At 45.4% G+C, this 26,094-nt stretch carries 25 protein-coding genes; 10 read left to right on the top strand and 15 right to left on the bottom strand.

The window, feature by feature from the left end; translation table 11 throughout:
- Positions 1 to 239 precede the first annotated feature (239 nt).
- Complete coding sequence (locus tag QUA24_RS22575) at positions 240 to 1,427, top strand: tetratricopeptide repeat protein (protein WP_333232234.1); 1,188 nt, start codon at positions 240 to 242, stop codon at positions 1,425 to 1,427.
- Positions 1,428 to 1,552: 125 nt separating this feature from the next.
- Here QUA24_RS22575 and QUA24_RS22570 read toward each other — a convergent pair whose 3' ends face one another.
- On the bottom strand, positions 1,553 to 2,278 hold the full coding sequence (locus tag QUA24_RS22570; RefSeq protein WP_333232232.1) for a carbonic anhydrase: 726 nt from the start codon (positions 2,276 to 2,278) through the stop codon (positions 1,553 to 1,555).
- A 233-nt stretch (positions 2,279 to 2,511) separates the two neighbouring features.
- Between QUA24_RS22570 and QUA24_RS22565 the strand changes: the two genes are divergently transcribed.
- Positions 2,512 to 3,327 carry an MOSC N-terminal beta barrel domain-containing protein gene (locus QUA24_RS22565; RefSeq protein ID WP_333232230.1) on the top strand — a complete coding sequence of 272 codons (816 nt, stop codon included), beginning with the start codon at positions 2,512 to 2,514 and terminating at the stop codon, positions 3,325 to 3,327.
- Positions 3,328 to 3,334: 7 nt separating this feature from the next.
- Here the strand turns inward: QUA24_RS22565 and ylqF are convergent, their stop codons facing one another.
- On the bottom strand, positions 3,335 to 4,201 hold the full coding sequence (gene ylqF / locus QUA24_RS22560; protein WP_333232228.1) for a ribosome biogenesis GTPase YlqF: 867 nt from the start codon (positions 4,199 to 4,201) through the stop codon (positions 3,335 to 3,337).
- Positions 4,202 to 4,373: 172 nt separating this feature from the next.
- Positions 4,374 to 4,787, bottom strand: a complete 414-nt coding sequence (locus QUA24_RS22555; protein ID WP_333151871.1) for a universal stress protein — start codon at positions 4,785 to 4,787, stop codon at positions 4,374 to 4,376.
- 183 nt (positions 4,788 to 4,970) lie between these two features.
- Here QUA24_RS22555 and QUA24_RS22550 point away from each other — a divergent pair, with 183 nt between their 5' ends.
- Positions 4,971 to 6,170 carry a phosphoglycerate kinase gene (locus QUA24_RS22550; protein ID WP_333232227.1) on the top strand — a complete coding sequence of 400 codons (1,200 nt, stop codon included), beginning with the start codon at positions 4,971 to 4,973 and terminating at the stop codon, positions 6,168 to 6,170.
- 191 nt (positions 6,171 to 6,361) lie between these two features.
- Entirely contained in the window at positions 6,362 to 7,078 is a 717-nt protein-coding gene (locus tag QUA24_RS22545) for a pentapeptide repeat-containing protein (protein ID WP_333232225.1), read from the top strand.
- 338 nt (positions 7,079 to 7,416) lie between these two features.
- Here QUA24_RS22545 and QUA24_RS22540 read toward each other — a convergent pair whose 3' ends face one another.
- The 4 genes from QUA24_RS22540 to QUA24_RS22525 form a co-directional block, all read right to left on the bottom strand.
- Positions 7,417 to 8,082 carry a response regulator gene (locus QUA24_RS22540; RefSeq protein WP_333212756.1) on the bottom strand — a complete coding sequence of 222 codons (666 nt, stop codon included), beginning with the start codon at positions 8,080 to 8,082 and terminating at the stop codon, positions 7,417 to 7,419.
- 313 nt (positions 8,083 to 8,395) lie between these two features.
- A complete protein-coding gene (locus tag QUA24_RS22535) occupies positions 8,396 to 9,739 on the bottom strand; it encodes an EAL domain-containing response regulator (RefSeq protein ID WP_333212754.1) in 1,344 nt (447 codons plus the stop codon).
- A gap of 575 nt (positions 9,740 to 10,314) precedes the next feature.
- A complete protein-coding gene (locus QUA24_RS22530) occupies positions 10,315 to 10,584 on the bottom strand; it encodes a hypothetical protein (protein ID WP_333232223.1) in 270 nt (89 codons plus the stop codon).
- An 80-nt stretch (positions 10,585 to 10,664) separates the two neighbouring features.
- Entirely contained in the window at positions 10,665 to 12,569 is a 1,905-nt protein-coding gene (locus QUA24_RS22525; RefSeq protein WP_333232221.1) for a serine/threonine-protein kinase, read from the bottom strand.
- A gap of 299 nt (positions 12,570 to 12,868) precedes the next feature.
- On the opposite strand from QUA24_RS22525, the gene QUA24_RS22520 reads away from it, so the two are divergent.
- The 3 genes from QUA24_RS22520 to QUA24_RS22510 all read left to right on the top strand — a co-directional run bounded on the left by QUA24_RS22520 (position 12,869) and on the right by QUA24_RS22510 (position 15,247).
- The gene (locus tag QUA24_RS22520) at positions 12,869 to 14,422 is read left to right on the top strand and encodes a phenylacetate--CoA ligase family protein (protein ID WP_333232220.1); all 1,554 of its coding nucleotides are present in this window, start codon (positions 12,869 to 12,871) and stop codon (positions 14,420 to 14,422) included.
- An 85-nt stretch (positions 14,423 to 14,507) separates the two neighbouring features.
- Positions 14,508 to 14,924 carry an element excision factor XisH family protein gene (locus QUA24_RS22515; RefSeq protein WP_333232218.1) on the top strand — a complete coding sequence of 139 codons (417 nt, stop codon included), beginning with the start codon at positions 14,508 to 14,510 and terminating at the stop codon, positions 14,922 to 14,924.
- Positions 14,912 to 15,247, top strand: a complete 336-nt coding sequence (locus QUA24_RS22510) for a XisI protein (RefSeq protein WP_333232217.1) — start codon at positions 14,912 to 14,914, stop codon at positions 15,245 to 15,247. Before QUA24_RS22515 ends, QUA24_RS22510 begins: the two co-directional genes overlap by 13 nt.
- Before the next feature lie 41 nt (positions 15,248 to 15,288).
- Here QUA24_RS22510 and QUA24_RS22505 read toward each other — a convergent pair whose 3' ends face one another.
- The 7 genes from QUA24_RS22505 to QUA24_RS22475 all read right to left on the bottom strand — a co-directional run bounded on the left by QUA24_RS22505 (position 15,289) and on the right by QUA24_RS22475 (position 21,808).
- Positions 15,289 to 15,984: a Uma2 family endonuclease gene (locus QUA24_RS22505; RefSeq protein WP_333232215.1), complete on the bottom strand. Its 696-nt coding sequence runs from the start codon at positions 15,982 to 15,984 to the stop codon at positions 15,289 to 15,291.
- 156 nt (positions 15,985 to 16,140) lie between these two features.
- Complete coding sequence (locus QUA24_RS22500) at positions 16,141 to 17,232, bottom strand: Rho termination factor (modular protein) (protein WP_333232214.1); 1,092 nt, start codon at positions 17,230 to 17,232, stop codon at positions 16,141 to 16,143.
- A 200-nt stretch (positions 17,233 to 17,432) separates the two neighbouring features.
- Entirely contained in the window at positions 17,433 to 17,567 is a 135-nt protein-coding gene (locus QUA24_RS22495) for a hypothetical protein (protein ID WP_333212740.1), read from the bottom strand.
- Between the two features lie 251 nt (positions 17,568 to 17,818).
- A complete protein-coding gene (locus QUA24_RS22490) occupies positions 17,819 to 18,532 on the bottom strand; it encodes a ParB N-terminal domain-containing protein (protein WP_333232212.1) in 714 nt (237 codons plus the stop codon).
- Entirely contained in the window at positions 18,532 to 20,034 is a 1,503-nt protein-coding gene (locus tag QUA24_RS22485; protein WP_333232210.1) for an AAA family ATPase, read from the bottom strand. The genes QUA24_RS22490 and QUA24_RS22485 overlap by 1 nt, the downstream gene beginning before the upstream one ends.
- Before the next feature lie 182 nt (positions 20,035 to 20,216).
- Positions 20,217 to 21,269: a fatty acid desaturase gene (locus QUA24_RS22480; RefSeq protein ID WP_333232208.1), complete on the bottom strand. Its 1,053-nt coding sequence runs from the start codon at positions 21,267 to 21,269 to the stop codon at positions 20,217 to 20,219.
- A gap of 257 nt (positions 21,270 to 21,526) precedes the next feature.
- The gene (locus tag QUA24_RS22475) at positions 21,527 to 21,808 is read right to left on the bottom strand and encodes a hypothetical protein (protein ID WP_333232206.1); all 282 of its coding nucleotides are present in this window, start codon (positions 21,806 to 21,808) and stop codon (positions 21,527 to 21,529) included.
- Positions 21,809 to 21,928: 120 nt separating this feature from the next.
- Between QUA24_RS22475 and thrC the strand changes: the two genes are divergently transcribed.
- From thrC to purU, 3 genes are all read left to right on the top strand, one after another.
- Positions 21,929 to 23,065, top strand: a complete 1,137-nt coding sequence (gene thrC / locus QUA24_RS22470; protein WP_333232205.1) for a threonine synthase — start codon at positions 21,929 to 21,931, stop codon at positions 23,063 to 23,065.
- 120 nt (positions 23,066 to 23,185) lie between these two features.
- Complete coding sequence (locus QUA24_RS22465) at positions 23,186 to 23,806, top strand: Uma2 family endonuclease (RefSeq protein ID WP_333232203.1); 621 nt, start codon at positions 23,186 to 23,188, stop codon at positions 23,804 to 23,806.
- A 252-nt stretch (positions 23,807 to 24,058) separates the two neighbouring features.
- Positions 24,059 to 24,913: a formyltetrahydrofolate deformylase gene (purU, locus tag QUA24_RS22460; protein ID WP_333232201.1), complete on the top strand. Its 855-nt coding sequence runs from the start codon at positions 24,059 to 24,061 to the stop codon at positions 24,911 to 24,913.
- A gap of 137 nt (positions 24,914 to 25,050) precedes the next feature.
- Here purU and QUA24_RS22455 read toward each other — a convergent pair whose 3' ends face one another.
- On the bottom strand, positions 25,051 to 25,989 hold the full coding sequence (locus QUA24_RS22455) for a mechanosensitive ion channel family protein (protein ID WP_333232199.1): 939 nt from the start codon (positions 25,987 to 25,989) through the stop codon (positions 25,051 to 25,053).
- Between the last annotated feature and the right edge of the window lie 105 nt (positions 25,990 to 26,094).

Below are 26,094 nucleotides of genomic sequence, written 5' to 3'. Positions count from 1 at the left end.
AACCCCTATCCCGCTCTTACCTCTACCGCAGGGATGAACTGAAAGTGGTAGGATTTCTCATGAATCGTCCGAGTTTGAGGTTTTTTAATATCTCAAAAGAGTTAACCCACTTTTTCGAGGGAAGAAAGGTACTTATGCTCAAAGCAAAAAGGAAATAGGAGAAATTTTTCTGGGACTTTTTGTGTTTTACTGGTAAAAAAATTACAATAATTTTGTGAAATGAGGAAAGTTTGCGCCCGATGGATCTGACTCTGTGCATGATTGTGAAGAATGAAGAGGCAACACTGTCGCGGACTTTGGACAGCGTTAAGGGTGTTGTTGACGAAATAGTGGTGGTGGATACGGGATCGGGCGATCGCACCCGTGAAATTGCCAGAGAATCCGGGGCGAGGGTTTATGACTTTGAATGGTGCGACGACTTCGCAGCGGCGCGCAATGAGTGTCTGAAGCACGCCCAGGGCGACTGGATTTTGGTATTGGATGCCGATGAGGTTTTGGTACCGGAGATTCTACCTCAAATTAAGCAGGCAATTGCGAGCGATCGGCTGCTGTTAATCAATCTCATCCGCCAAGAAATCGGTGCCTCTCAATCTCCCTATTCCCTAGTGTCGCGCTTGTTTCGCAATCGCCTCGATATCCGCTTTTCTCGCCCTTACCACGCAATGGTAGACGACAGCGTGGCTGAGATTTTGCAGAGGGAACCAAAATGGAAAATAGCTTCTCTCCCCGATGTGGCGATTTTGCACTCGGGTTATCAAAAAGATGCGATCGCCGCAAAAAGTAAATTCCAAAAAGCTCAAGCAGCAATGGAACGCTATATAGCTTATTATCCAAACGATGCTTATGCTTGTAGCAAATTAGGTGCGCTGTATGTAGAAAGCGGGCAAATCGGGCGGGGAATTAATTTATTAACCAAAGGCTTGACTGCCGAGGCAATTGATGATTCTATTGTTTACGAGCTGAACTATCATTTGGGAATTGCATATCGCCAGCAGCAGCAATTTGTAAAAGCAAAAGAACACTATCAAGCGGCAATTAATACCAATGTGTTCCCGCCACTCAAGTTGGGTGCTTACAATAATTTGGGCAATTTGCTCAAAGATGAAGGAGATTTGAAATCTGCTGAAAAAGCTTACAAAGCAGCTTTAAAAATAGACCCCAATTTTGCAGTAGGTCACTACAATTTAGGACTGACGTTGAAGGCAGCCGGAAATTTAGCAGATGCGATCGCCTATTACCGACAAGCGATAAAAATCGATCCCGAACACGCCGAAGCTCATCAAAACTTGGCAGTAGCCTTGCTCAAAATTGGCAAAATGCCAGAGAGTTTAGCAGAATTCAAAAGAGCGATCGCCCTTCACGAACAGCGCCGCCCATTTGAAGCAGAACGCCTGCGCCGGGGACTACAAGAAATGGGTTTACTTTAAACTTGCATATCTACTTTATCGTTACCAAATAATTCTTAGGGGCAATCCCCGATGGTTTCCCCTCGCTCCCCAAGGGGTAGGCACTCTTGGCACTACCCTACAAATTCTGAAAATTACCAGCAAAATCAAGCAATTATCTCTACTTTGCCGCTATCCAAATCGTAGCGGCCCCCAACAACTTTAAGCTTGCCGGCTTTGATTGCTTCAGCTAAAATAGGCGACGAGGATTGTAACTTATTTACATTCATTTTCACATTAGCTCTGACTGCGTTATCCCACGCATTGCCTGTTTGACCTTTGGTCGAATCTACTGCGGGTTTAATCGCCGCCACCAAAGTGCTAATGTGACCCGGCACAGCTTTACCATCTAAAGCTGCTTTGACAGCACCGCAGCGTTCGTGACCCAGAATTACTAATAGTGGCACACCTAATTCTAAGGCCGCATATTCTATATTTCCGAGAACCACATCGTCGAGAAAATTGCCAGCTACTCGAATATCAAATAAGTCCCCTAATCCTTGGTCGAAAATAATTTCGGGAGCCACGCGCGAATCAGAACAAGCCAGGATGGTTGCAAACGGATGTTGACCCTGTGCTACTTCTACAACTCGCGATCGAGCTTGGTCGGGAAATGTCCGTTTTTGCTGAATGTAGCGTTGATTCCCCGCCATCAATTTCTTAAGAGCACTGTTAGGAGTAATGTCAGTAGGAGTAATGTCAGAGATTGCCTCTGCCTTTGCTGCTTCGGCTTGTAAAAACGCAGGTGCCAAGCTTGCCGCCAGCATCCCTGCACCAGCCCTCAGCATTAAATTCCGTCGCGAAATCATACCTGCTCTTTCGCTTTTAGTCATTGCTTGCAACTCGGTTCAATTGTTTGTATTTGTTAGCATAATATATACCACAAGCTCAGTCAGAATTCTTTGATTTTTCTTTACAAGCTGCTCCGGCACAATGTAAAGTTCAAAAAAGTAGCCCATTTTTATTTCATTCATATTTTATTTAGTAAAGTCAATGGCAGTCATCCTTCTGCAGACAGGGATGCTAGAATGTATCTAAAACGACTATTATTTATCAATGGCTCGAAATGTCCTACGTTGCCAGCATTCATATCTATCCGGTCAAGTCCCTTGACGGCATAGCAGTCAGTCAAGCACCTATTCTAGCCAGCGGAGCTCTAGAAGGCGATCGTTCTTTTGCAATCTGCGATGCAGCAGGAGAATTGGTTAACACTAAGCACAACAGCGGAGTCAGTTTTCTACGCTTATCCTTTGACATCAAAAAGAGAATTGCCGGTCTGAAAATTCAAGGCACCGAACAAGAAATATTTTTTCATGTAGATAGAGAACGCTTGGGAATAGAATCTTGGTTGAGCAGCTACTTTGGTTTCCCTGTCAAATTAATTGAAAACTTGCTTACAGGTTTTCCCGACAATACGGCTGCACCAGGGCCAAGCATTATCAGTACCGAAACAATTGCCGAAGTTGCATCTTGGTTTCCGAGAGTTTGCGTTAACGAGATGCGCCATCGCTTGCGAGCTAATATTGAAATAGGAGATGTCCCGGCTTTTTGGGAAGACCAACTTTTTCCACAAGCAGATGAAATTGTGAGGTTGAAAATAGGAACAGTAATATTTGAAGCTATTAATCCCGGTCAGCCATGTATCCTATCTACGCGAAATTATGCGACGCAAGCAAGCGATATAAATTTTAAAAATATACTAACAGCCAAGCAGAAGGAAATCATGCCTGACCTGGTAAAAAAAGGGCATTTAAATCACTTTAGTCGGCTGATAGTTAACACGCGACTCGCACCTCAAGCAGCAGAAAAAATATTACACATAGGAGACGAAGTTCACATTATCAGCGTCAGCAACTCTCTATTGAATACCATTTCTGATTAGTTGTAGGTTACGAGTCTGATAAAGCCGGCGGCAACTCCAAAGTAAGTTGACCCAAAACACCAGTTCTAAAATCGTTTAACATCTGCCGCGCCGTTCGTTCGACATCTCCTTTATACTTGTCTTTTGCGACCTCGTGCAAATAATCTTCACCATTACTAGAGGCTGGATCTAATTTATACCTGGATTTGAAACCAGATAGTGATATCAACGTGTCATCAGCCGCCTCCAGCCCTTGCAGCAAATCTACCATCGCTGCTGCTACTACCTGATTGTCGTAAGCTGCTTCGCCAATATCTTCGCAAATAGCTAATTTTATGGCATTTTCTTGATTGTTAATTCGGGTTGGGATCACTCCAGGCGCGTCTAATAATTCAATTTCGTCAGAAATGCGAATCCATCGGAGCGATTTAGTTACTCCAGCTCTGCGAGCACTATCTACCACTCTCCGCCCTAACAACCGATTAATTAGAGCAGATTTTCCGACATTGGGAAATCCCATTACCACTGCACGGACTGGACGGGGCAGCATACCTCGATCGAACCTTCTTTTATTTAGCTGCACTCCAGCATTCTGCACGGCATCCGCCACAGCGTCTACTCCGTGACCGTGCTCGGCATTAGTAAAATACGCAGTTTCCCCCTGGGCCTTAAACCATGTTTCCCACGCCTCGCGCGATCGAGGTGTAATCATATCCATGCGGTTGATGACCAAGACTCGCGGCTTGCCGCCCACCCAGCTCGGCATTTGGGGGTGATAAGTAGCCAATGGAATGCGGGCATCTCGGACTTCGAGCACCACATCTACCCGCTTTAGCTGTTCTTTTAATGCCCGTTCAGCTTTGGCAATGTGACCGGGATACCAGTGAATTTTCATTAGTTAGTTGACTGTTAACTGTTGACTGTTGACTGTTGACTATTGTGATTGGTTAGTTGTGATTGGTTAGTTGACTGTTGACTGTTGTTATTGGTTAGTTCTTAGTTGTTAGTTCTTGAATGACAACTAACAACTGCCAACCGTCAACTGCCAACAGTCAACTGTCAACTGACTAAGGCACAATCAAAACTGCACAAGGAGACAGATTGATCACCCGATTGGTAACGCTGTCAGACGCCCCATCATCGGTTAAACCCATCCCCCGACAGCCCATCACAATCAAATCCGCCCCAATTTCGTCAGCCACATCGCAAATCGTGAAAGCTGGTTTGCCTTCCCGTTCGATGATTTCAGCTTCAATTCCCTGCTGGGAAAACATCGATTGGGCCTCAGAAAGAAGTTTGGCGACTGCTTCGGGGGAAGTCATCACCTCGCGCGCGGGGGCGTCGGCCTCCTCGGCTGGAGGCTCGACTACCGAGAGAATAACTAAACGAGCACCGTAGGTTTTTACGATATTGACCACCTTTTCGGCAGCTTCGCGGGCTTCTCGGCTTTGATCTACAGGAAATAAGACTGTCTTGAACATACTGCACATCTCCGGGACACGGACTCCGATAAAATGTTTAGGTTAAGCCAATCAGTGCCGTTTGTTCCATCTTCCGTTTTTTGTACGGGCGCGGTTGAATGCGTCCGAGGCCGGGGTGCAAGTTACCAGTGCCGCCATTTCAACGGAATTCGACAAAAACACACATATTAGGAGGTTAATCCTGTGACAAAAAAAACTGTAGCAAATTTATCGGCATCGGACTTATCGGGCAAACGGGTATTGGTGCGGGCGGATTTTAACGTGCCGCTCGACAACGGCAATATCACCGATGATACTCGCATCCGGGCGGCTCTGCCGACAATTCAAGATTTAGCGTCCAAGGGCGCTAAGGTGATTTTGTGCAGCCACTTCGGCCGTCCCAAGGGTGTGACGGAGAAGTTGCGCTTGACGCCGGTTGCTGTGCGCCTGTCGGAATTGTTGGGCAAAGAGGTCAAAAAGACTGACGACTGCATCGGTGATGAAGTCGCTGCTACAGTCGCCGCGATGCAAGATGGCGATGTGCTGTTGCTAGAAAATGTGCGCTTCTACCCTGAGGAGGAGGCAAACGACCCCGAATTCGCTAAGAAGTTAGCTTCTGTGGCGGATTTGTATGTCAATGATGCTTTTGGTACGGCTCACCGGGCTCACGCTTCTACTGAGGGCGTTACTAAGTATCTGAGTCCTTCTGTGGCTGGATTTTTGATGGAGAAAGAACTGCAATATCTCGGCAGTGCGATCGACAATCCTCAGCGTCCTTTAGCTGCTATTATCGGCGGTTCTAAGGTTTCCAGCAAGATTGGAGTCATTGAAAAACTGCTCGAAAAGTGCGACAAACTGCTGTTGGGCGGTGGCATGGTTTTCACGTTCTACAAAGCTCGCGGCTTGAACGTGGGCAAGTCTTTGGTAGAAGATGACAAGCTGGAATTGGCGAAGTCTTTGGAAGCTAAAGCGAAGGAACGGGGAGTTACTTTTCTGTTACCTACTGATGTGGTAGTTGCTGACAAGTTTGCTGCTGATGCTAACACTCAAACTGTCTCTGTTGAAAGCATCCCCGACGGTTGGATGGGTTTGGATATCGGCCCGGATTCAGTGAAAACTTTCCAAGATGCTTTGGCCGATTGCAAAACGGTAATCTGGAACGGGCCTATGGGCGTGTTTGAGATGGAGAAGTTTGCTGTAGGAACTGAAGGAATTGCCCATTCTTTGGCGGGGATTACTAAAACCGGTACTACCACAATTATCGGTGGTGGTGACTCGGTGGCGGCTGTGGAACAGTTGAATTTAGGCGAACAAATGAGCCACATTTCCACTGGTGGCGGTGCTAGTTTGGAGCTGCTCGAAGGTAAGGAATTGCCGGGTGTTGCTGCTTTGGATGAAGCTTAATTAAGTTAAGTAGGGCGGGCTAAGCCCGCCTTGCTGGAAGCAGGTCTAAATCCTTGGCTGCGAATCATTTTTTTGAATATTTACCGCAGAGGGCGCAGAGAACGCAGAGCAAGAGAAAAGAGAGAAGGATATCGGTTTAAAGTCTACAGTTTGCTAGTATAATTTGTTTGAAGTAGCAGTGAGGTTTGTTTGTGAAACTTAAACTCTTGGCAACTGTAACGGCAAGTTTAGCTTTGTTTGGGCTGGCAGCTCCCGTTAAAGCTCAAAATCCGGATCATGTCAGGCAATTGCTGGAAACTAAAGAGTGCGAAGGCTGTGACTTGAGAAATGCTGATTTGTTCAAGGCTAGCTTGTACAGAGCTAATTTAAGAGGAGCCGATTTAAGCGGAGCAAATCTCTATGAAGCTAATTTGCTAGAAGCGGATTTAAGTGATGCTAATTTGGCAAATGCTAACTTAGTTAATGCCGAGATGTACGGTGCTGAATTGAATGGTGCTAATCTGCGAAATGCGGATTTGTCTAATGCTTTTTTGGGGCGAGCGAATCTGACGAGTGCAGATTTGCGCGGTGCTAAACTTTTTAATGCGAATCTGGGCGAAGCTTATCTGTTGCAAGCTAATTTGTCGAATGCCGATTTGAGGCGATCGCTGCTGTTTAGAGTTAATTTGCATCGTGCGAATTTAAGCGGAGCGGATATGTCTTTCGCGGATGTGCGTGATACTAATTTGCAGAATGCTATTTTGTCAAATACTAGGCTTCCTGGGGCTCAGTTGGCCGGGACAAATATTGATGCGGCGAATAACGTGCGGCAGGGTGATTTGGAACGTGCCAACTTCCGGGGTACGAATTTTGGGCCAGGGGTTTGTGTGATAACTAATTATCCTTATTGTGTTTTGAATGTGGAATAATCTGCCTGCTGAGTGCGTCAGCCTCCATTATTTTGGCAGCTACCGGAGTTTTTGACGCCGCCCAAAAATGGATACAAGCTCCCCACTTAAGTCGTGGACAGATCAAAATTTTAGACTAAAGTTTTAGCTCCCAGATGAATCTGTGGAATAAATCTAAAGTCTAAAATCTAAAATCGACTAACCCGGCCCGAAAACGGATACAAGCCCGCGACTTAAGTAGTGGAAAGATAAAAATTTTAGACTAAAGTTTTAGCTCCCAGATGAATCTGTGGAATAAATCTAAAATCTAAAATCTAAAATCGACTGGCTGGCTGGCGCACCCTAAGTTGAGATCCGAGTTAAGTTTGAGGTGGTTTGTATCCTCTTTCTAGGGCAAATCTCACAAGCTGGGCACGATTTTCTAACTGTAATTTGCTGAAAATGCTGCCTAAATGAGCTTGCACAGTCCGGGGGCTAATAAACAGCCGATCGCTAATTTGTTTGTTAGTATAACCCTGGATAACCTCCCAAAAAACTCTTTCCTCGGCTGGTGTTAAAGGCAAAGGTGCAGGTGCTGGCAAGACTGGCACAAATTGTGGTTCCACCGCCCTACCGCTAGAAGTTTGCAGCAGTCGGACAATCTCGGCGTGAATGCGGTGAGAGCGCTCTAACTGCGCTTTTACCTTAGCTAAGATTTCTTCAGACTGAAAAGGTTTTACCAGATAATCGTCACCGCCGATCGAATGACCTTCAACTTTTGACTCCAACTCGCCTTGACCCGACAAAAATATAAAGGGGACTAACTGTCCCAAACGGGTAGTTCGCAAACGGCGACAAAACTCAAACCCGTCCATTTCCGGCATCATGACATCTGAAATTACCAAATCTGGGGGGGCATTTTCAAACATCGAGAGCGCCTCAGCCCCTGAATTAGCGCATTCCACCCGATATCCTTGACTTTCCAGGTACATTGCTAAGACTGTTTGACAGTCTGCTTCGTCGTCCACCACTAATATTCTTTCCATGACAGGCTTGCACCAATTCCAGTTGGACAGTTATTGAAACTGCCAGTCCCAAAGTAGGAACTTAATTGAGTTTACCTGCTGCAACTTAATAAAGGCTTGCAATTTCAAGACGCCACAATTTCTCAAATAGTCCAATTAGGGGCGCCTAGCGCCTAAAAGGGGAAGCAATAGAGCAATATGGGGAACAATCTCTTTCTTTGATTGGCCTATCATCAAAAGCTACAACTTTTTACGAAGAAGCGTCAACTTTTATGCCGAAAATAGAAGGTAAAAGAAAGAATTTTATCCTATAAAACAGAAATTTTGGTGACACTTACACTATTCCTAGACCCGACATTGAAAGGTTTTTAGATTTTTCGGGTTCAGACACAGGTACAAAAGGAACAACGCGACCAGGTGCTGCTGGCGGCGGCGCGAACAAACTTGGGTCGGCAACCAACATACTTTCAATTATCGCTGCTGGTTCGGGGCGACTGAACAGATACCCCTGCATGATATCGCACTGATGTTGTTTCAAAAAATCTAGTTCTGCTTCTGTTTCCACTCCCTCAGCAATTACAGTCATGTTCAAACTGTGACCCAGTAAAATTACTGCTGTAGTAATAGCAGCATTTTGAGCATCTTCGTTGGCATTACGGACGAAAATTCGATCGATCTTTAAACTGTCAAAAGCAAATTGCTTGAGATATCCTAAAGTAGCGTAACCGGTGCCGAAGTCGTCAATAGCAATCCGAATTCCTAGAGCTTTAAGTTCGTTTAAAGTAGCGCCTGCTACTGTCGCATTTTCCACCAAAGCGCTTTCGGTCATTTCTAATTCTAAATTAGCAGGATCTAAACCTGTAGTTTCCAATATTTGCACGATTCGCGCCTTGAGTTCCGGGTCTGACAACTGTCGCGCAGACAAATTTACTGATATTGTAAAGGGCGAAAACCCTGCAGCCAGCCAACTAGCGGCTTGAGCGCAAGCTGAAAGCAGTACCCACTCCCCAATCTGAATAATTAAACCTGTTTCTTCTGCTAAGGGAATAAATTCGACGGGAGAAATTATACCTCGATCGGGATTTTGCCAGCGCACTAAAGCTTCGGCGCCGATAACTTGACCGGTCGCAATATTCACTTGTGGCTGATAGTATACCTGAAACTCACCTTGTGCCAAAGCGTGGCGCAGCAAAGCTTCGAGAGCAAACTTTTCAGGAGAGAGAGTCGTAACCTTGGTGGAGTCGTTAACTAAATCTTTGAGTCTGGCTTCTGCTTGGTGAAGCGCGACTGTCAGCGGTTGAGTAATAGTTTGCCGTTTCAAGACGCGAGAAGCAATGGCTCCCAGCAATTCAGCCTTGGTAAACGGCTTTGTTAGGTAATCGTCTGCCCCCAATTCCATCCCCCGACGAAAATCGGTTTTGTCACTTTGAGCCGTGAGGAAAATAAATGGAATTGTTGCAGCTAGAGAGTTTTGCCGCAGAGTCCGCAACACGTCATAACCGTCGAGTTCCGGCATCTGCACATCGCACAAAATTAAATCCGGTATCTCCGAAAGTGCCATCTGCACCCCAGCTCGACCGTTCTCGGCCGCAATGACCCGGTAGCTGTGAGATTCCAGGAGTTGCAGAAGAGTTTCCCGGATTAATTCGTCGTCCTCAATTACCAAAATTTTGAGCATGATACTTAGATAACAGATGCCACTATATATCTGAACCTGACTAACTCTAGCATACTCAAACTAGGGAATTAGTAATTGGGCCAATTAGCCAATAAATGATTAGCCAAATGGCTCAATATTTTCCCTCGGTTCTTAAGTCACAATCAAAGAACTGCCCAAATTGGGAAACTTTCGATCTCTTTCAAAAGCAGAAAACTGCTGCGCCCGACTCGTTGGATAAACTTTTATGACAAAATACCCAGTATTTCTCATAAAAAAAATTAGCGAACAGTTTCAGTGCGCCGATGGCGGAAATTACTCAGGCTATCACTTATATTATGTCCGGTTAATTGTTCATAATTAGTCCGTGTTTGTACTGAAAACTAGAGTTTTATCTCCATGGATGAATCAGGATGCTGCATCCTGATTCATCCAAAAAAAGATACTTGCTTTCAGACAACAGTAGTGGAGAGATAAAAATTTTAGATTAAGGTTCAATCTCCCAGATTCATCTGTGAAGTAAATCTAATATCTAAAATCGATTAACGGAGAACTTAATTATGGTTCTCTCACCCGAAATCCTATTATGCGGTGCCTTAATTCACAGGCTTAGTGGAATTCGCGCAAAACTTGGAATCTACAATTGCAGAAGTGATACTGACAGCGTGCATGGATGATGACGGAATTATCTGGTCTTGCGGAACAACCACCGTCTTTTTACAAACCAGCTCGCTACTGCCTACAGAGGCAAAGTTCCAAGCATAAAATTCGGGAGTGCTGACTGTCGCATTGGCCGGATGTAAACCTAGTGCAGTCACTAATACTAATCCCAAAGTCACTAAAGCTACGATCGCGAATCTCAGCATATTCTTTCTTTGAACAGGAAAACTTACCTGATTGGTATTACCTTATTATTGCCTGGGTGGATAGAGAGCGTCAATAGCAGTTATTCCGCCGTCAGGTTCAACTCGTAAGCGATCGGCTCAGATGCTTGAGAAACTACCACGAATTCATAAAAACCAGCATCATCCAGCAATCCAGACCAACTAAGTCCTTCTGCATCTTCCAGCAAAGCTCGCGCGCCCTTTGTCCGCCCTGGAGTATAAATTGACAGTAGGGTAGATTTGCGCGGTGCTTGCAAATTCACGCGCAAAGTTTGATTTTGAGCTAACCTGGCAATGTAAGCTTTCCCTTCTCCGGGTTTGAGATTGCCTGCGAGGCTTTTGCTGTTCGCTCGGCGGTCAAATTCAACGCTTTCAACAGTTGCTCCAGCTTGTAAGGCTTCGAGTTCGTCGGCGGTAATTGCTTGCCAAATTTGTCCGATCGGCAAACCAATTATATTGCGATCGCGCGGCTGTTGTGGAAACCAATAAAAGAACCTAGCATCAGCCAAATCGTACAAAGCCCGACTACTCAAATTCAGCTTGTTAACCTCAGTTTTCCAGCGATCGATATCGGCGGTGTCGTAAGTGCCCAACCGCGCTCTAGCGTCACTGCTGAGATTTTCCAGCTTGTCGAGCAACTCGTCGCCGATTTTCTGCCACCTTTCGCGCCATTGGCGATCTCCCTCGCCTTCTTTTAACAATCGTCCCCCCAATTCCGGGTATTTGGCATAAAAAGTCTCGTCCACAAGGTTGACGTAACCGTTATAGAATTGATCGTTAATTTTGAGCTTTACAAAGCGATCTTGCAAAGCATCTTCTTGCTCCTGCTTCGGGCTTGAAGGCTGGGGAACTTTCTGTACTTTTGATTGCAGATTTAACAAAGAATTGCCCGCCAACCAGCCAACTCCCCCCATACTTGAGAGCACCGCCACCACGAACAAAACCATTTTCCAAGCAGGCATCTTTTGCTGATTGCCAATAGCAGCAATTCGCACCGGAGTTCCCGGCAGTTTTGGTGTGGGAGCGGGCACGGGTATAGGCGAGAAATCTGGTGGCTGGGTGATCCCAAAATCCGGGGCTGGTGGCAAAGGTGGCTGTAACGGCGGATTGCCGGAGAGAGCGAGCATTACCTCGCGAGCCGAGGAGTAACGCTGGCTCGGCTGCTGAGCAAGCATTTTATCCAGCACCAGGGACAAATTCGGAGACAGAGAACATTCCCCCCGCCAGTTCCAATTCAGGGTATGGCTGTCGAGCAATTGATGGGGTTCCTTCCCAGTCAGCAACACCAAAACCGTGGCCGCCAGAGCGTACAAATCGCTGTGGGGAGAGACAATGCCCATCTGCATCTGTTCGACGGGAGCATAGCCGAGCTTGCCGATGCGAGTCGCGGGGGCGAGAGTGCCGTTAGCCTCAGCGAATAGAGACTCTACGGTGGCGGCGACTTGTTTTACTCCGCCAAAGTCGATCAGCACGGGCATCCCGTCAGAACTCCGCAGAATCAGGTTGTCCGGGGAGATGTCGCGGTGAATCACTCCCAAAGAGTGAATGTATTCGAGCACGGGCAAAATCTGCAGCAGTAATTGATTGATTTCTGCTTCTATGAACCGCAAACCCTGACGCTTGCGGGCGTCGAGCAGAAAGCGGTAAGTTTGACCGGGCACGTAGTCTTGGACGAAAAATAGGTAGCCTCGATCGCTAATACTGACGCGGAAGAGTTCGCGAAAGCGCGGGATTTGATTGTGTTGCAGCTTGTAGAGCACTCCCGCTTCCCGCTCGAACAGTTCCTCGGATTTTTGTAAAGCGTAACTTCCATGTACTTGGGGCGCAAATTCTTTTAAAACGCAGGGTTCGTTAAATCGGTGGGCGTCTTCAGCGAGGTAGGTGCGCCCGAAGCCTCCGTGTCCCAATTCGCGGACGATGCGGTAATGGTTGTTGAGAGTTATGCCGGGGTAGATGGGATTGTTCATTGGAACTTGCTGCGTCGGATTTTCACGCTTGACTGAGACTGGGAGTTTTGGGCGATCGCTGATTTAATCTTGCCATAGTGTGTCAGTGTTGATTAGTCGATCGGCAGCTTGGCTATCTCCTGTGGTTATTGTGAAAACAGCAGTTTCGTGCTATTGAAGTTTATCCACTGCGCCATATTTTCGATCGACCTCAAAATGTGTTCAAATTTTTAGTGTCCAGCCCAATGTGCGATCGGGTCGCGCTACTAATGGAATCTTGAGCGATCGAGGTGCAAAGTACCCATTTTAAGGAGCCAATCATGCAGCCAGAACAGCGTCAGCGAGCAATGGGGGGGTTTGAAGAGTTTTTGAGGGCGCCGCTTGAGGAACGATTGCAACACCAGCAGAATCGAGTTGCCGAATCCGGGGCGATTCCCTACGGGATAGCTGCGCTTCACGCGCTTTTTCAAAAAGTCGCGGCTACAGTACCAGCTTACCAGAATTTCCTAGCTGAACATAACATCAATCCCGCCTCAATTCAAACCTTTGAAGACTTCCAAAAATTGCCGCTAATTACCAAAGAGAATTATTTACGCTGTCACCCGCTACCTCAGTTGTGCTACCAGGGCAAATTAGAAACTTGCGATTTCATTGCTGTTTCATCTGGTTCGACAGGAAACCCGACATTTTGGCCGCGTTTTATCAGCGACGAGTTGCAAATTGCCGCTCGTTTTGAACAAATATTTCACGACAGTTTTTACGCCGACAATCGCTCAACTTTAGCTGTGATTTGCTTTCCGTTGGGAACTTGGGTAGGGGGAATGTACACGGCAAATTGCTGCCGCTATCTAGCGACTAAGGGCTATCCAGTTACAGTTGTGACGCCTGGGAATAATAAGACTGAAATATTGCGAGTTGTGCAGGAACTTGGGGAGCATTTTGAGCAAGTAGTTTTGTTGGGATATCCGCCATTTATCAAGGATGTGATTGATACCGGAATTGCTGGGGGTGTGGAGTGGCAAAAATATCGAATTAAGATGGTGTTTGCGGGGGAAGTGTTTAGCGAAGAATGGCGGAGTTTGGTGAGCGATCGCACTAATTCTGACAATCTATATTACAACTCTGCGAGCCTTTACGGTACTGCCGATGCGGGCGTTTTGGGCAACGAGACACCGCTGAGCATTTGCATCCGCCGCTTTTTAGCAAACAATCCCGAAGCAGCACGCAATTTATTCGGGGAATCGCGGTTGCCAACGCTGGTGCAGTACGATCCGAAAAGCCGCTTTTTTGAAGTGAATAATGACGGCACGCTATTATTTTCTGGCGACAACGGCATCCCGCTAATACGCTATCACATCTCCGATAACGGCGGTTTAATTTGTTACGAAGCAATGCTCAATTTTTTGGCAGAATGGGGATTTAATCCTGTGGCACGTTTGCAGCAAGCAGCAGGTATGAAAGTTTCTGATTTCCCCAGAGGAATTCGCTGCTTGCCATTTGTCTATGTATTCGGGCGATCGCACTTTACCGTTTCCTACTTCGGTGCTAACATTTACCCGGAAAATGTCACCGTAGGTTTAGAAGTTCCCACTATTCGGGAATGGGTGACGGGAAAATTTGTACTGCAAGTCAGGGAGGATTCGGATCAAAATCGGTTTTTATCGGTGGTTGTGGAATTAGCAGCGGGGGTGGAGGGCGATGAGGAGATGCAGCAGGCGATCGCATCTTCAATTCTCGCGCAATTGCGGCGGCTAAACAGCGAATTTGCTAATTACGTGCCGCCAGAATATCAGTTACCTGTGGTGACATTAACTGCGACGGGCGATGCGGAGTATTTTCCGACTGGGGTGAAGCACAGATACACGCGACAGTAAGTAGTTTGAATTGATGAGTTATCCGTGTTCAAAAGTCTTGTGTTATTCTATAATTAGGGTGACATTTGATGGTTCAGCTTAGAATATGCCAGCCCAAGACATCTACCACAATAATGTCAGAACAGCCCTAGAAAAAGATGGGTGGACGATAACCAAAGATCCCCTACCCTTAAAAATTGGCAAACGTACTCTCAGCGTCGATTTGGGTGCAGAAAAACTATTTGCTGCCGAAAAGCAAGGTCGCAAAATTGCTGTAGAAGTGAAAAGTTTTGTGAGTGCTTCACCAGTTCATGACTTAGAACAAGCGGTTGGACAGTATATTGTTTACGAAGATATTCTACAGCGAGCGGAACCTGAACGGATAATATATCTGGCAATTCGTGCAGAAGTTTATGCAGAAATCTTTTCTGAACCTATCGGGCAGATTTTGTTAGAGAACAAGAGATTTAAACTAATAGTTTTTGATTCATTAAAGGAGACAATTGTCAGATGGATAGACTAGATGAATATCGCCAAATTGTTCGCAATGTTTTAGATAGTTATGCCCAGATTTCTTACGGACACGGAGAAATTAAAAGCAGCGTTATTGTTGACAGCGAACAAAACAATTTTTTACTAATGCACTATGGCTGGCAAGGGCCTAAAAGAATTCACGATTGTATCGTTCATGTGGAAATTATCGACGGCAAAATCTGGATTCAATACGATGGTATAGAAACGGGAATTACCGCAGAACTTGTAGAATTAGGAGTGCCTAAAGACAAGATAGTTTTAGGGTTTCATCCGTATCATGTTCGGCAACATACGGGATATGCGATCGCCTAAACCAGCTTACAATGCAGGAAAGTTGAATAAAAGGACGATCGCTAAATTGTATCGGGATCAATATTTAATTCTCGCAGTTTCGCAGCCAGGCGATCGGCTCGTTGAGTCTCGCATTCTGCAAATTCTTGAGGAGTCGGGACAAGCTCTCCTTCTGCTGTAAACAAACGCAATTTTCCCTCGCAAATTCCGAGACTCAAATCGAGCTGCTGACTCCGCAGATGCCCGAATTCGTTGGGTGCGATTGCTTCATATTCTCCGTCAACTAAATGAAACCCAGCTAATTCTAAATTTTCTGGGTCAAACCAAAAGTAATCATGAGTGCGAAAAGTATCTTGATACAGTTGTTTCTTAAAGTTTTTGTCTATATCCGCTGTTTTGGGAGACAGGATTTCTACGATAATATTGGGGTATTTTCCCTCTTCATCCCAAACTACCCAGCTTTTCCGAGTTTTGCGTTCCGTTCCGAGTACAACAAAAAAGTCGGAGCCTCGGAATTCTTTCGATTTAAGTTGATTGGAACAGTAATAAATGGTGAGGTTGGCAGCAGCATAGAAATCATTTCTATCTCGCCACAGCCATTCTAGGCATTGGAGGAGTAGGATTATTTGTCGCAGGTGCAGTTCTGTTTCTACGGAATGTTCATCACTATCTAAATCGCCGGGAGGAAAGATAAAGTTTTCCGGTATCTCTTGTTCTAGTATATCTTGGGTAGTAGCTAATTCTGCGGTTGCGGACATGGCTGCTGGGTGAGAAGTAAGAGGTTGTGTGTCTATTTTAGCAAGCTTTTCATATCTCTGCCGAGGACTATTCTGAAAGCCCGATCGCGCTTTTTGCCGAAACACGCGATCGAACACCGAATAATTAGTCTTTAACTATTAGCAATTATCGTTTTATTAACCGTCAGTTTGTCTGAGAGCAGCCAGAATTTCCGGTCGTTTCATGCGCGCGTAGCCCCGCACTTTCCGGTCTTTGCCGATCGCCTTCAACCGTCTCAGCGAAAGACTTTCATAGTCTTCTTCTGGGGACGGGGACGGAAACGGCAACTCCAACTGCAACTGCGGTAACTGAGGTTTCTGCTGTGCTTTCGACTGCTTCTTCGGCTGCGTTTTTGACTGCTTCTTCGGTTGTGCTTCGGGCTGTATTTCTGAGTGCGTCGCTGCGCCTCCGAGTTGGCGGCGGAGCATTTCAATTTGATTTTTCAGGTCATTTTCTACGTCTTCAATGGCGTCGGAAACAAACTGATTAATTGTTTGGACTGTGCGTTCTAGTTTTCTTGACAGCAGTTTTTCCAGTTCATCCAACTGTCTCAAAGCACCTTCAAGATTTACCTCAGAAATAACAGCAGATGTTGGCGGACGGTTGCTGCTCGATTGTTCAATTTTTTTAGCCATTTTATCTACCTTTTCATGAAATGCTTTTTCCACTTGTTCGAGCAAATGTTTAATCTGTTCTATTTGGTTACGCTCAAAGTTCTGATCAGTTAGAGCTTTTACGTGCTTTTTTAGCAGATCTTCATTTTTTTTAACAGATTGTTCTATTTGTTTTGTTAGACTATCTACCTTTTTTTGAAAGGATAGCTCAAATTGTTGCAGTAGAGTCTCAATTTGTGCTGTTTTCTGAGTCGGTTGCGGAGCTAAATGTTCCATTTCTGCTTGAGTAACAGCTACCTCCTCGTCGGTCATTTCAAATACCCACGCCCACATTTGCTCGATGCCGAGTTCTTTTGCAACAATACACCAATCTGAGCCGCAGACTACTTCATATTCTTCTTCGTTGCTGTAAGCTTCAGTGGGGCGTACAATTAAAGGAATCAAGTTGCTGCCTTGCTCGATCAAACTTCTCCTGAGATCTTCGCGGCGTTCGCGAGGAATTTCGCCCCGATGAGACTCTGGTATTGCAATTTGGGAAGTGTAAATCTGACTGTGACTAATGGGCTTAATCCGCAAATATTCAACTATTCGGTTTTGATCGGACGATCGATCCATCTTGTTACAAGTCCCCTTTTGTCATTAAAATCTGGTGTTTGGGTATTTATGTATGTTTGCACTTTACAGCCTGCGTTTTAACCGATGCAGGACTAACCCAAGAACTCTAATTGTAAGGTGCGAGACAAACACCTTACCCAGACCGTGGTAAGTTAAAGGGTTTCTTGGGCTGAGTCTTCCCAGTCTGCGATCGAACTCGGTTATCTGGGGGAGATATGCCGTTGCTGCTGTAACTGTGCGGCTGGCTGTGCGGTGACAGCCCGATCGGCAAAAGTTACTGCAATTCCTAAAAAAGCGACTGTGATGAGTTTAACTGCCTGCGGGACACCAAGCATACACTGCTTTACTCATCTTTACTTTTTTACTTTTTTTGGCATCAGGGCGATCGGGCTGACGTTGCGAGTTGCGATCGCAATTGCGATTTATACGAAAGCCAGCTTTAATATCCCCTTTATTCTTTAGTCTCAAGCGAGAGGCGCGAAAGTTTGTGTAGGATCGGTTTCAACCGCCGAGTCATATCGGGTTTTTCAACTTTTGTCGGGCGCGCTTTGAGCGCCCCAAAAATGCAATTAAGATTGCTGAAAGCTTATAAATATTTTTGCCACTTGTCAATAAGCTTAATTATTGTTTTCTCGCCTAACCCTTTACCTTTCATGCGTTCCAACACATTTTCAAAAGATGCAAACTGCTGCAAATCTCGCTCTTTGATGATTTGTTCTATTGTTTGAGCTTTTATGCCAGCATTTTTCAAATTTGTAGCCAATTTGAATTTATCTTGAGTGTTGAGTGCTTCCAACAGCGGAACAGGTTTGGGAATCCGACTTTCAACATCTTTAACCCTCTCTATCAGCGCCTGTTTTTCCCGCGTATACTCGGCTTTCAATTCATTAATTCTGTTTTCCAATCGAGTTTCAATATTTGTCAGCCGCTGTTCAAAGCTGGAGGACTGTTGGGGAACCTCACTTACAATTTTATTCTCAGTGATTGCGGTTTTTCTGCGAATTTTAAGTTGTTCCAGTAGAAGCTCTTCATTTTCTTCTTCCAGGATAAATGCTCCGATTGTCTCGCCTTTTTGAGGTTCTATTTCCTTGGCTCTCGCCGCCGCATAGTATTCAAAGTCTCCGTCTACTATTTCGTAAGCATCCATACCGTTGCGGCGGACAATTATTGGGTTAATCAATCCTCCTGACTCTAAAATCAATCTCGCTAATTTATCCAAATCAGCATCTGCAAAATTGGAACGGGGAACTGCGGATGTAATTTTTTTAACTGCAACCAGTGACGGAGATAATTTTTTCATTAGTTTTTACCTATTTTTTCCAAAACTTCTAGTGCTAGCATTTCAAATTCTTGGGATGCGATGGAATCTGGCTTAAAGTCTAGCACTGAAATGGGATCGGCGATTTCCATATTTCCCACGATTTGAAATTGTTCTGCACACTTTGCTAAATCGTCTCTCTCGTAAATTACGCTGTCCATGATTTCAAAGCCGTAGCGTTTGGGAATTGCCTCTCTCCGCTTGGGCAAACTGTACTGTACAAATTTACTATTAGTTGAGATTTTGCAAGAGAGTACGCCTAAAACTTCTAGAGGTTTCTTGCCAATTTGTTTTTTAAATCCATTAACTTTTTTAATAAAATCCTTGACATTAATCAGTCCTTGATTCGCAAAAGGTTTTAAGTCAGAAGGAATAATTAAATAATCTGCCGCAATTAGGGCAACTCTAGCATAAAAATTCAACGATGGCGGCGTATCGATCAGTACAATATCATATTTTTCCTGTACTTCTGCTAGTTTCTGAATTAAAATCATTCGGCTGTAATCTAGTTGATTGAGTTCCGTTTCATATTGCATTAAATCGATGTGGGAAGGAACCACATCAATTTCGGGATGGCAAAAATTAGACTTGCGAGCTACTTGTGCAATCGAGAAAAAGTCTTCTGATTGCAAAACTTGAAGAATATTATTATCTTTCAAATCGTCTTGTTCTTCATCCTCGAATTTTACTAGACCAGTCGCAAAGGTTGTATTTGCCTGACTGTCTAAGTCTATTACCAGGACTCTCTTACCTTTCTTGCTCAGCGCAGCAGCTAAATTGACTACAGTTGTAGTTTTGCCAACGCCGCCTTTGTTATGGTAAACTGCAATAACTTTCATACTATTTTGCCTTTTTTGGGGAACGGTTACATCGGATTTAACTTGAGGCTTAACTGGATAATTTTCAGGTATTTGTTCCGGTTCAGAGATTTGACTTGTCTCAGGTTCTGCGGTGGCGGGATTGTTGGGCTGTACTGGGACTTCGCTAATTAACTCAGGACTAACCAAGTTAATTTTACTATCTTCCAGTTCGAGATTGTCGGGATTTTTTATAAATTTTAAACTATCTCTGCCAATTAAAGCGATAATTTCATCAATTCTATTTTCAAGGTCTTTTCCAGCACACTTAAAGACTAGCTGAATATCATCGGCGATTCTTGCATAAATTCTAATTTCTTTACCGTTAGTTATGAGGCCGTAGCGGATGCTCAAACTTGTTAAATAGCGAGTGAGCTTTCGCAGGTGGCGGTCTAAATTTTCCTTCGGATGTTTAGCCTCCATAACTACACTCATCGGCGAGTCTGCATCGACAACTATGGGAATAACTTGGGTGGCAAATGAGAGGAAGTCTAGACGAATATTCCCAAATGCTATTTCTTGGTGCCAAGTGTCGGGGGTATAGCCTAACTTTGGTAGCAGATAGCTGACAATGAGTTTGGTTTCTACTTCGCTTTCGTTGCGACAATTATTGGGATTGAAAGTCATTCGATTTTAGATTTTAGATTTTAGATTTTAGATTGGGAATGACTGATTTAATAATGGTATGGATTGTGATATTGACAGGAGGGCGCGCATTCCTCCCCTTACAAAAGCTAGGGATTGTAATATCGAAAAACCCGGTTTTGTTTGACAAACCGGGTTTTTAGGGGATTAATCGCGTTTCAAACTTACTTTGTTTGAGCGTTAAATTCCTGCAATGTTTGATAGCCACCAGCGGGATTGTATAGGTGACAGTTGTCGGCAATCCGCTTCATTAAAGACCAAGAAAATTCTGTTTCGTAGAGATGATCTTGCCAATTTTCCTTTAAGCTGCTGTGGGCGAGGCGCAAATTGTACCAGGGAATAGCAGTTGAAAGGTGGTGGGGAACGTGCACGTTAATGTCGTGGCACAGAAACTCTACCCAGCGGGGATAATCGCAGTGAACTGTTCCCGATAGTTGCGCTTGGGCTTCGTTCCATTCTTCGGGTTCTTGAAATGAAATGTCTGGTGCTGTGTGGTGAACGATCGTAAAAGTGCTCATCCAGAAATGGTAAACCAGCCAGGGCATCAACCAAAATTTGACAAATCCCCAAATGCCTGTGGTTGCAATTAAAATCGGGAATCCGATCGCAGCACCGATTAAAACGACAAAAACTGAAAACCGCACTTGTTCTTGTTTCTGTTGACCTTTGAACCGCCACCACATAAAGTGTACTTTTGCCCAGTGAGCGATCGAGCCGATCCACCACATTGGACCAAATATTAAACTATAAGCTATTTGTAAAGCCTTGGGGGCGCCAGCGTAGTCTGCGGCTGTCATCGGATGCCAAGCATTATCTTCGCCAAGTTTATTGGTGTGCTTGTGGTGATAATTGTGGCCGTGCCGCCATGCGTGAAACGGGAAAATTAACGGCAGAAATGCAATATGTCCGACTAAATCGTTTACCCAGCGGCGGTTAGCAAATGACCGGTGCCCGCAGTCGTGGCCGATCACAAAAAAACCGGTTAATCCGGTTCCTGTGAAAATCCACATTAGGGGTAGTAGAAACCAAGGAGAGACTGCTATGCCCCAATAACCAACAGCAACGAGCAAAACGTTGACGATTACTTTTGTCCAAGCTTTGCGGGGGTTTTTGACGAATACTTCCCGCGGCAGGGTTTTGAGAATATCTTTGAGGCGCAGGTTGGAAGTGTCACTTGCGGATGTCAAATTTAGTGGTTTTTCGATCGATGCTGTCATAAATTGATTTCGATTCTCCGTATGCCATGAGCATGGCTTAACAAAATTAGCGCATAAAAAAGCGCAGTAAAAGGTCAGCTCGTTGCTAGCAAGCAGCAGACGAGTTGAGCTGTAGGCAAGCGCGTTTTAGCAAATGCTAGCGATCGCTATCCGCAGTTAGGAATTTCTAGCACTTTTGGCAAAAAACACTGCGGGTAGCAAAACATTCGTTTTTATAACACAGGGGCAGGACAATTAGCATTAGGCGCTATTGTCTGCTAATTGCTCTTGCTGCCAGAAATCGGGTCGAGAGCCGGCAAGCCAGCGATCGAGCGTTGCTGTTTGAGGCTTTGCACTTCCAACAGCAAGGATTCGATTTCTGCTTGCAAGTGCAGGAACTTAACTTGCTGATCGGCTTGGTAGGGGCACTTCACCGAATCTACTTTGCGGGCAAAACTGGTCGATAGCGTAGAAGAACTAGCCATTTCGGGATTGCTCGCGGTAACTTGAGGCCGGGAAAGAGTGGATGAATTATTTGACATTAGTAATTGAGTAGACATATCTACACATTCACACCATTAAGTTACTTTAACCTGAACCGATCGTATTAAACATCAAATTAACCGATCGAGCTAAAATTAGTGTAAATTCTTTGGCCATTGCCTAAAACCATTGACATCGTGACCCTGATCCTACCTGCTACTGACTCTGTTGCTAACTCCGCTGCTAACTCCGCTGCCCGCGCAGCCGAGCCGAAACGCTACGGCTGGCCCGGCTTGATCGAAGCTTATCGCCCCTACCTGCCGGTGACGGAAACCACGCCGGTAGTGACCCTCCAAGAAGGCAATACTCCCCTGATTCCAGCACCTGCGATCGCCTCTCTCATCGGTAGAGACGTGCGCGTCCTGGTGAAATACGACGGCCTCAACCCCACTGGTAGTTTCAAAGACCGGGGGATGACAATGGCGATTTCCAAGGCCAAGGAAGCTGGTGCCGAAGCTGTAATTTGCGCCAGTACCGGCAATACTTCGGCCGCCGCCGCCGCCTACGCCCGACGCGGGGGAATGCGAGCTTTCGTGTTGATTCCCGAAGGTTACGTGGCTTTGGGCAAGCTGGCGCAAGCTTTGCTTTACGGTGCGGAAGTAATTTCGATTGGCGGAAATTTCGATCGGGCTTTAGAAATTGTCCGCGAAATGGCTGTTAACTACCCCGTGACCTTGGTAAATTCGGTGAATCCTTACCGCTTGGAAGGTCAGAAAACCGGAGCTTTTGAAGTGGTTGACGCTTTGGGCGATGCCCCCGACTGGCTGTGCATTCCCGTCGGAAATGCGGGAAACATCACAGCATACTGGATGGGTTTTTGTCAATACCACCAAGCCAAAAAATGTTCGCGCCTGCCGCAGATGATGGGATTTCAAGCCGCGGGGGCTGCACCTTTAGTAACGGGCAAACCAGTGGCGCACCCAGATACCCTGGCGACGGCGATTCGGATCGGCAACCCCGCTAGCTGGAAACAGGCGATCGCAGCTTCCGAAGCCAGCCGCGGCAGTTTTGCTGCAGTCACCGACGCCGAAATTCTCGACGCTTACCGTTTGTTAGCATCCGAGGAAGGAATTTTCTGCGAACCTGCGAGTGCGGCTTCTGTGGCCGGTTTGCTGAAGGTAAAAGACCAAGTTCCGACTGGGGCGACGGTGGTTTGCGTGCTAACTGGTAACGGTTTGAAAGACCCGGATACGGCAATTAATCACAGCAACAATCTATTTAAAAGTGGCATTGCTCCGAGTTTGGATGCAGTAGCTGGGGCGATGGGGTTTTAAAAGAAGGAAGAGGGAACAGGGAAATATGAAAACTCTTTGTCATCTTCTCTCTCTTCTCTTCCTCTGCGTCCTCTGCGGTTAGTTAAAAAAATTCTTAATTCATCACCAGGAGCAAACAGAATGGTTCAATCACCTGCCAAACTTCTAAGTGTTGATGAATTTATTGCCAACTTTGGCGACAGCGAGCGTTACGAACTAATCGATGGTGAATTAACCGAGATGGAACCAACGGGGCCGCACGAACAAGTATCCGCCTTCCTCGGGCGAAAACTCAATGTAGAAATCGATCGTCTGGATCTACCCTACTTTATTCCCCCTCGCTGTCTCATCAAATTATTAGGAACAGCAACAGCGTTTCGCCCCGACGTACTTGTAGTAGATCGAACTCAACTAATTAATGAACCTTTGTGGCAACAAGAACCTGTAATTACATCGGGAAACTCAATTAAACTAATCGCTGAAGTCGTCAGCACCAATTGGCAGAACGACTACGCCCGCAAAGTTGAAGATTACGCACTGCTGGGAGTGCCTGAGTATTGGATTGTGGATTATCTGGGCATTGGCGGCAGAGAATATATTGGCAAACCCAAGCAGCCGACAATTACGATTTGTATGCTGCGAGAAGATGAGTATCAAAAACAGTTGTTTCAAAAGAGCGATCGACTGATTTCTTCACTCTTCCCAGACTTGCAGTTAACCGCACAACAAATCTTCGGAGTAAGCAGTATTTTAAATTCCTGATTACCAAACGGCGGTAGTTCGAGTAACAGTAAGCTGCCTAGCGTACACCCTACAGAATAACTTCAAAGAGCTTGTATGCTGCGGAGCGTCAATCGATTTTAGATTTTAGATTTTAGATTTTAGATTGACCCCAAGGATAAATGCGGGGGCTTGAGGATTTTCGATTTTCGATTTTGGATTGATTCCACGGATTAATCACGTGGCGGGTACTATCAAGAAATTCTTGGTCAATAAAACTTTAGCGATTATACAATGACTAAGCCTACTGCAACCCTGTTAATTGCCTGTCCCGATCGCAAAGGACTCGTCGCCTTACTTGCTAACTTTATCGCCTCCCATAATGGCAATATCATCCACGCAGATCACCATACGGATTTTACCGCCGGATTATTTCTGAGCCGACTCGAATGGCAATTAGATGATTTTGACTTAACCACCGAACAAATAACACCTGCTTTTAGTGAAATTGCCAAGGACTTACAAGCCAATTGGCAATTGCATTTCTCTCATAAAATTCGACGCATCGCAATCTGGGTAAGCCGTCAAGATCACTGTTTATTAGACTTGATTTGGCGACAGCGAGCGCAAGAAATCAGAGGTGAAATTCCGCTGATTATCAGCAACCATGAAAATTTAAAGCCCATTGCCGCACAGTACGGTATCGACTTTGAGTATATTCCCATTACTAAAGACAATAAAGCAATTCAAGAAGCACAACAGTTAGAACTCCTTAAAAAATATAAGATTGATTTAGTAGTTTTGGCTAAGTATATGCAAATCTTGAGTCAAGACTTTATCAAAAAATTTCCCCATGTGATTAATATTCACCATTCATTTTTACCCGCTTTTGTGGGTGCAAATCCCTACGAAAGGGCTTATGAAAGAGGGGTAAAAATTATCGGTGCAACAGCCCACTATGTTACACCAGATTTAGATGCTGGCCCGATTATCGAACAAGATGTTGTGCGGGTGAGTCACCGCGATGAAGTCTCTGATTTGATTCGCAAAGGTAAAGATTTAGAAAGAGTTGTGTTAGCAAGAGCGGTGCGATATCATTTACAAAATCGTGTTTTAGTGTATGGCAATCGGACTGTGGTTTTTGCTTGAAAATTAGGCATCATATCAATTCTGGTTTGTTACTCCTTTAATCACTCGGCGAGTGATATCAATTCCGGTTGCACGAGCGAAGTGCAGGGAATACCAAAGTTTTCTCAACTTGATATTTTTCATGAATTGTGATGCTGTTAAGATTTTCCGTTCTCGTCTTGTTGCGATCGCCTTTCGACCAGTTTTCGCAAAGAGCGGCGCATACGACGAGGTTTCGGAACTTTTCCTTCGCGCTGCTGCGAGCGATCGCCATCTGTCTCTTCGGTTTGATCGTGGAACAAGATGTTCCGCGTGGGATAAGGCAAATCGAGGCCATTTTCCACATATAGCTTTTTTTTAATAGCAGAAATTACCTTGTCGCGCGATCGCAGATCGTCAATTCGGCGCGGCGGAGCAATCCACCACCGAACGCGGATATTGACGGTACTTTCTCCTAGATCCATCGCCAGCACATCGGGTGCAGGATCTTTCAACACCTCCTTTATGCTGTACAATGCTTCCAGGATTAACTGCTTGGCGCAGTCAATATCGTCGCCGTAACCAATACTAAAATCGTATTCCGTGCGACGTTTATCGAAAGCAGTATTAACTGTCACGGAATTCGTAAACAATTCGGCATTGGGAATGACAATCCGGCGACCATCATAGGTTAGGATTGTTGTAGCGCGGGTCTCAATATTTTCTACCGTTCCCTCAAAGTTTTTAAACACAATTTGGTCATCGATTCGGAACGGTTCCGTCAACAGAATTAGGATACCTGCTAAGAAGTTTTGCAATATCTCGCGAAAGGCAAAACCAATCGCCACCCCGCTAATTCCCAGCAGTTGCACCAAATCGCCAGCTTTCAATGTGGGAATTATAATCGAAAGCGCAACAAACAGACCAACTAGAACGATCGTACCCTGCGCCAACCGTCCTAACACCAGCCCTAAATTTCGTGCTTGGCGGTGGTGGCGGGTAACCCGCCTGACCGCTCTCTTAATTGCCCCGCCCACACAGAAAAAGATTGCAAAGACAATTAACGCCAGCACAATATTGGGCAACATGATAATCAAGCCGTCGATCATGCTCTCCATCTTTATCCAGACTGCGGATATCTCTGTCCTGACGGGGTGACAACCCCGTCAAAAGCCCCACCAGTGGCGGATTTGCCCAACGTGAGGTAAAAAAAGATGGGGTCG

Origin of the sequence: Microcoleus sp. Pol12B5, from assembly GCF_036701335.1 — a bacterium.
GTDB lineage: Bacteria > Cyanobacteriota > Cyanobacteriia > Cyanobacteriales > Microcoleaceae > Microcoleus.
The sequence above is the reverse complement of the archived record's forward strand: the minus strand, read 5'-3'. Positions and strand labels throughout refer to the sequence as shown.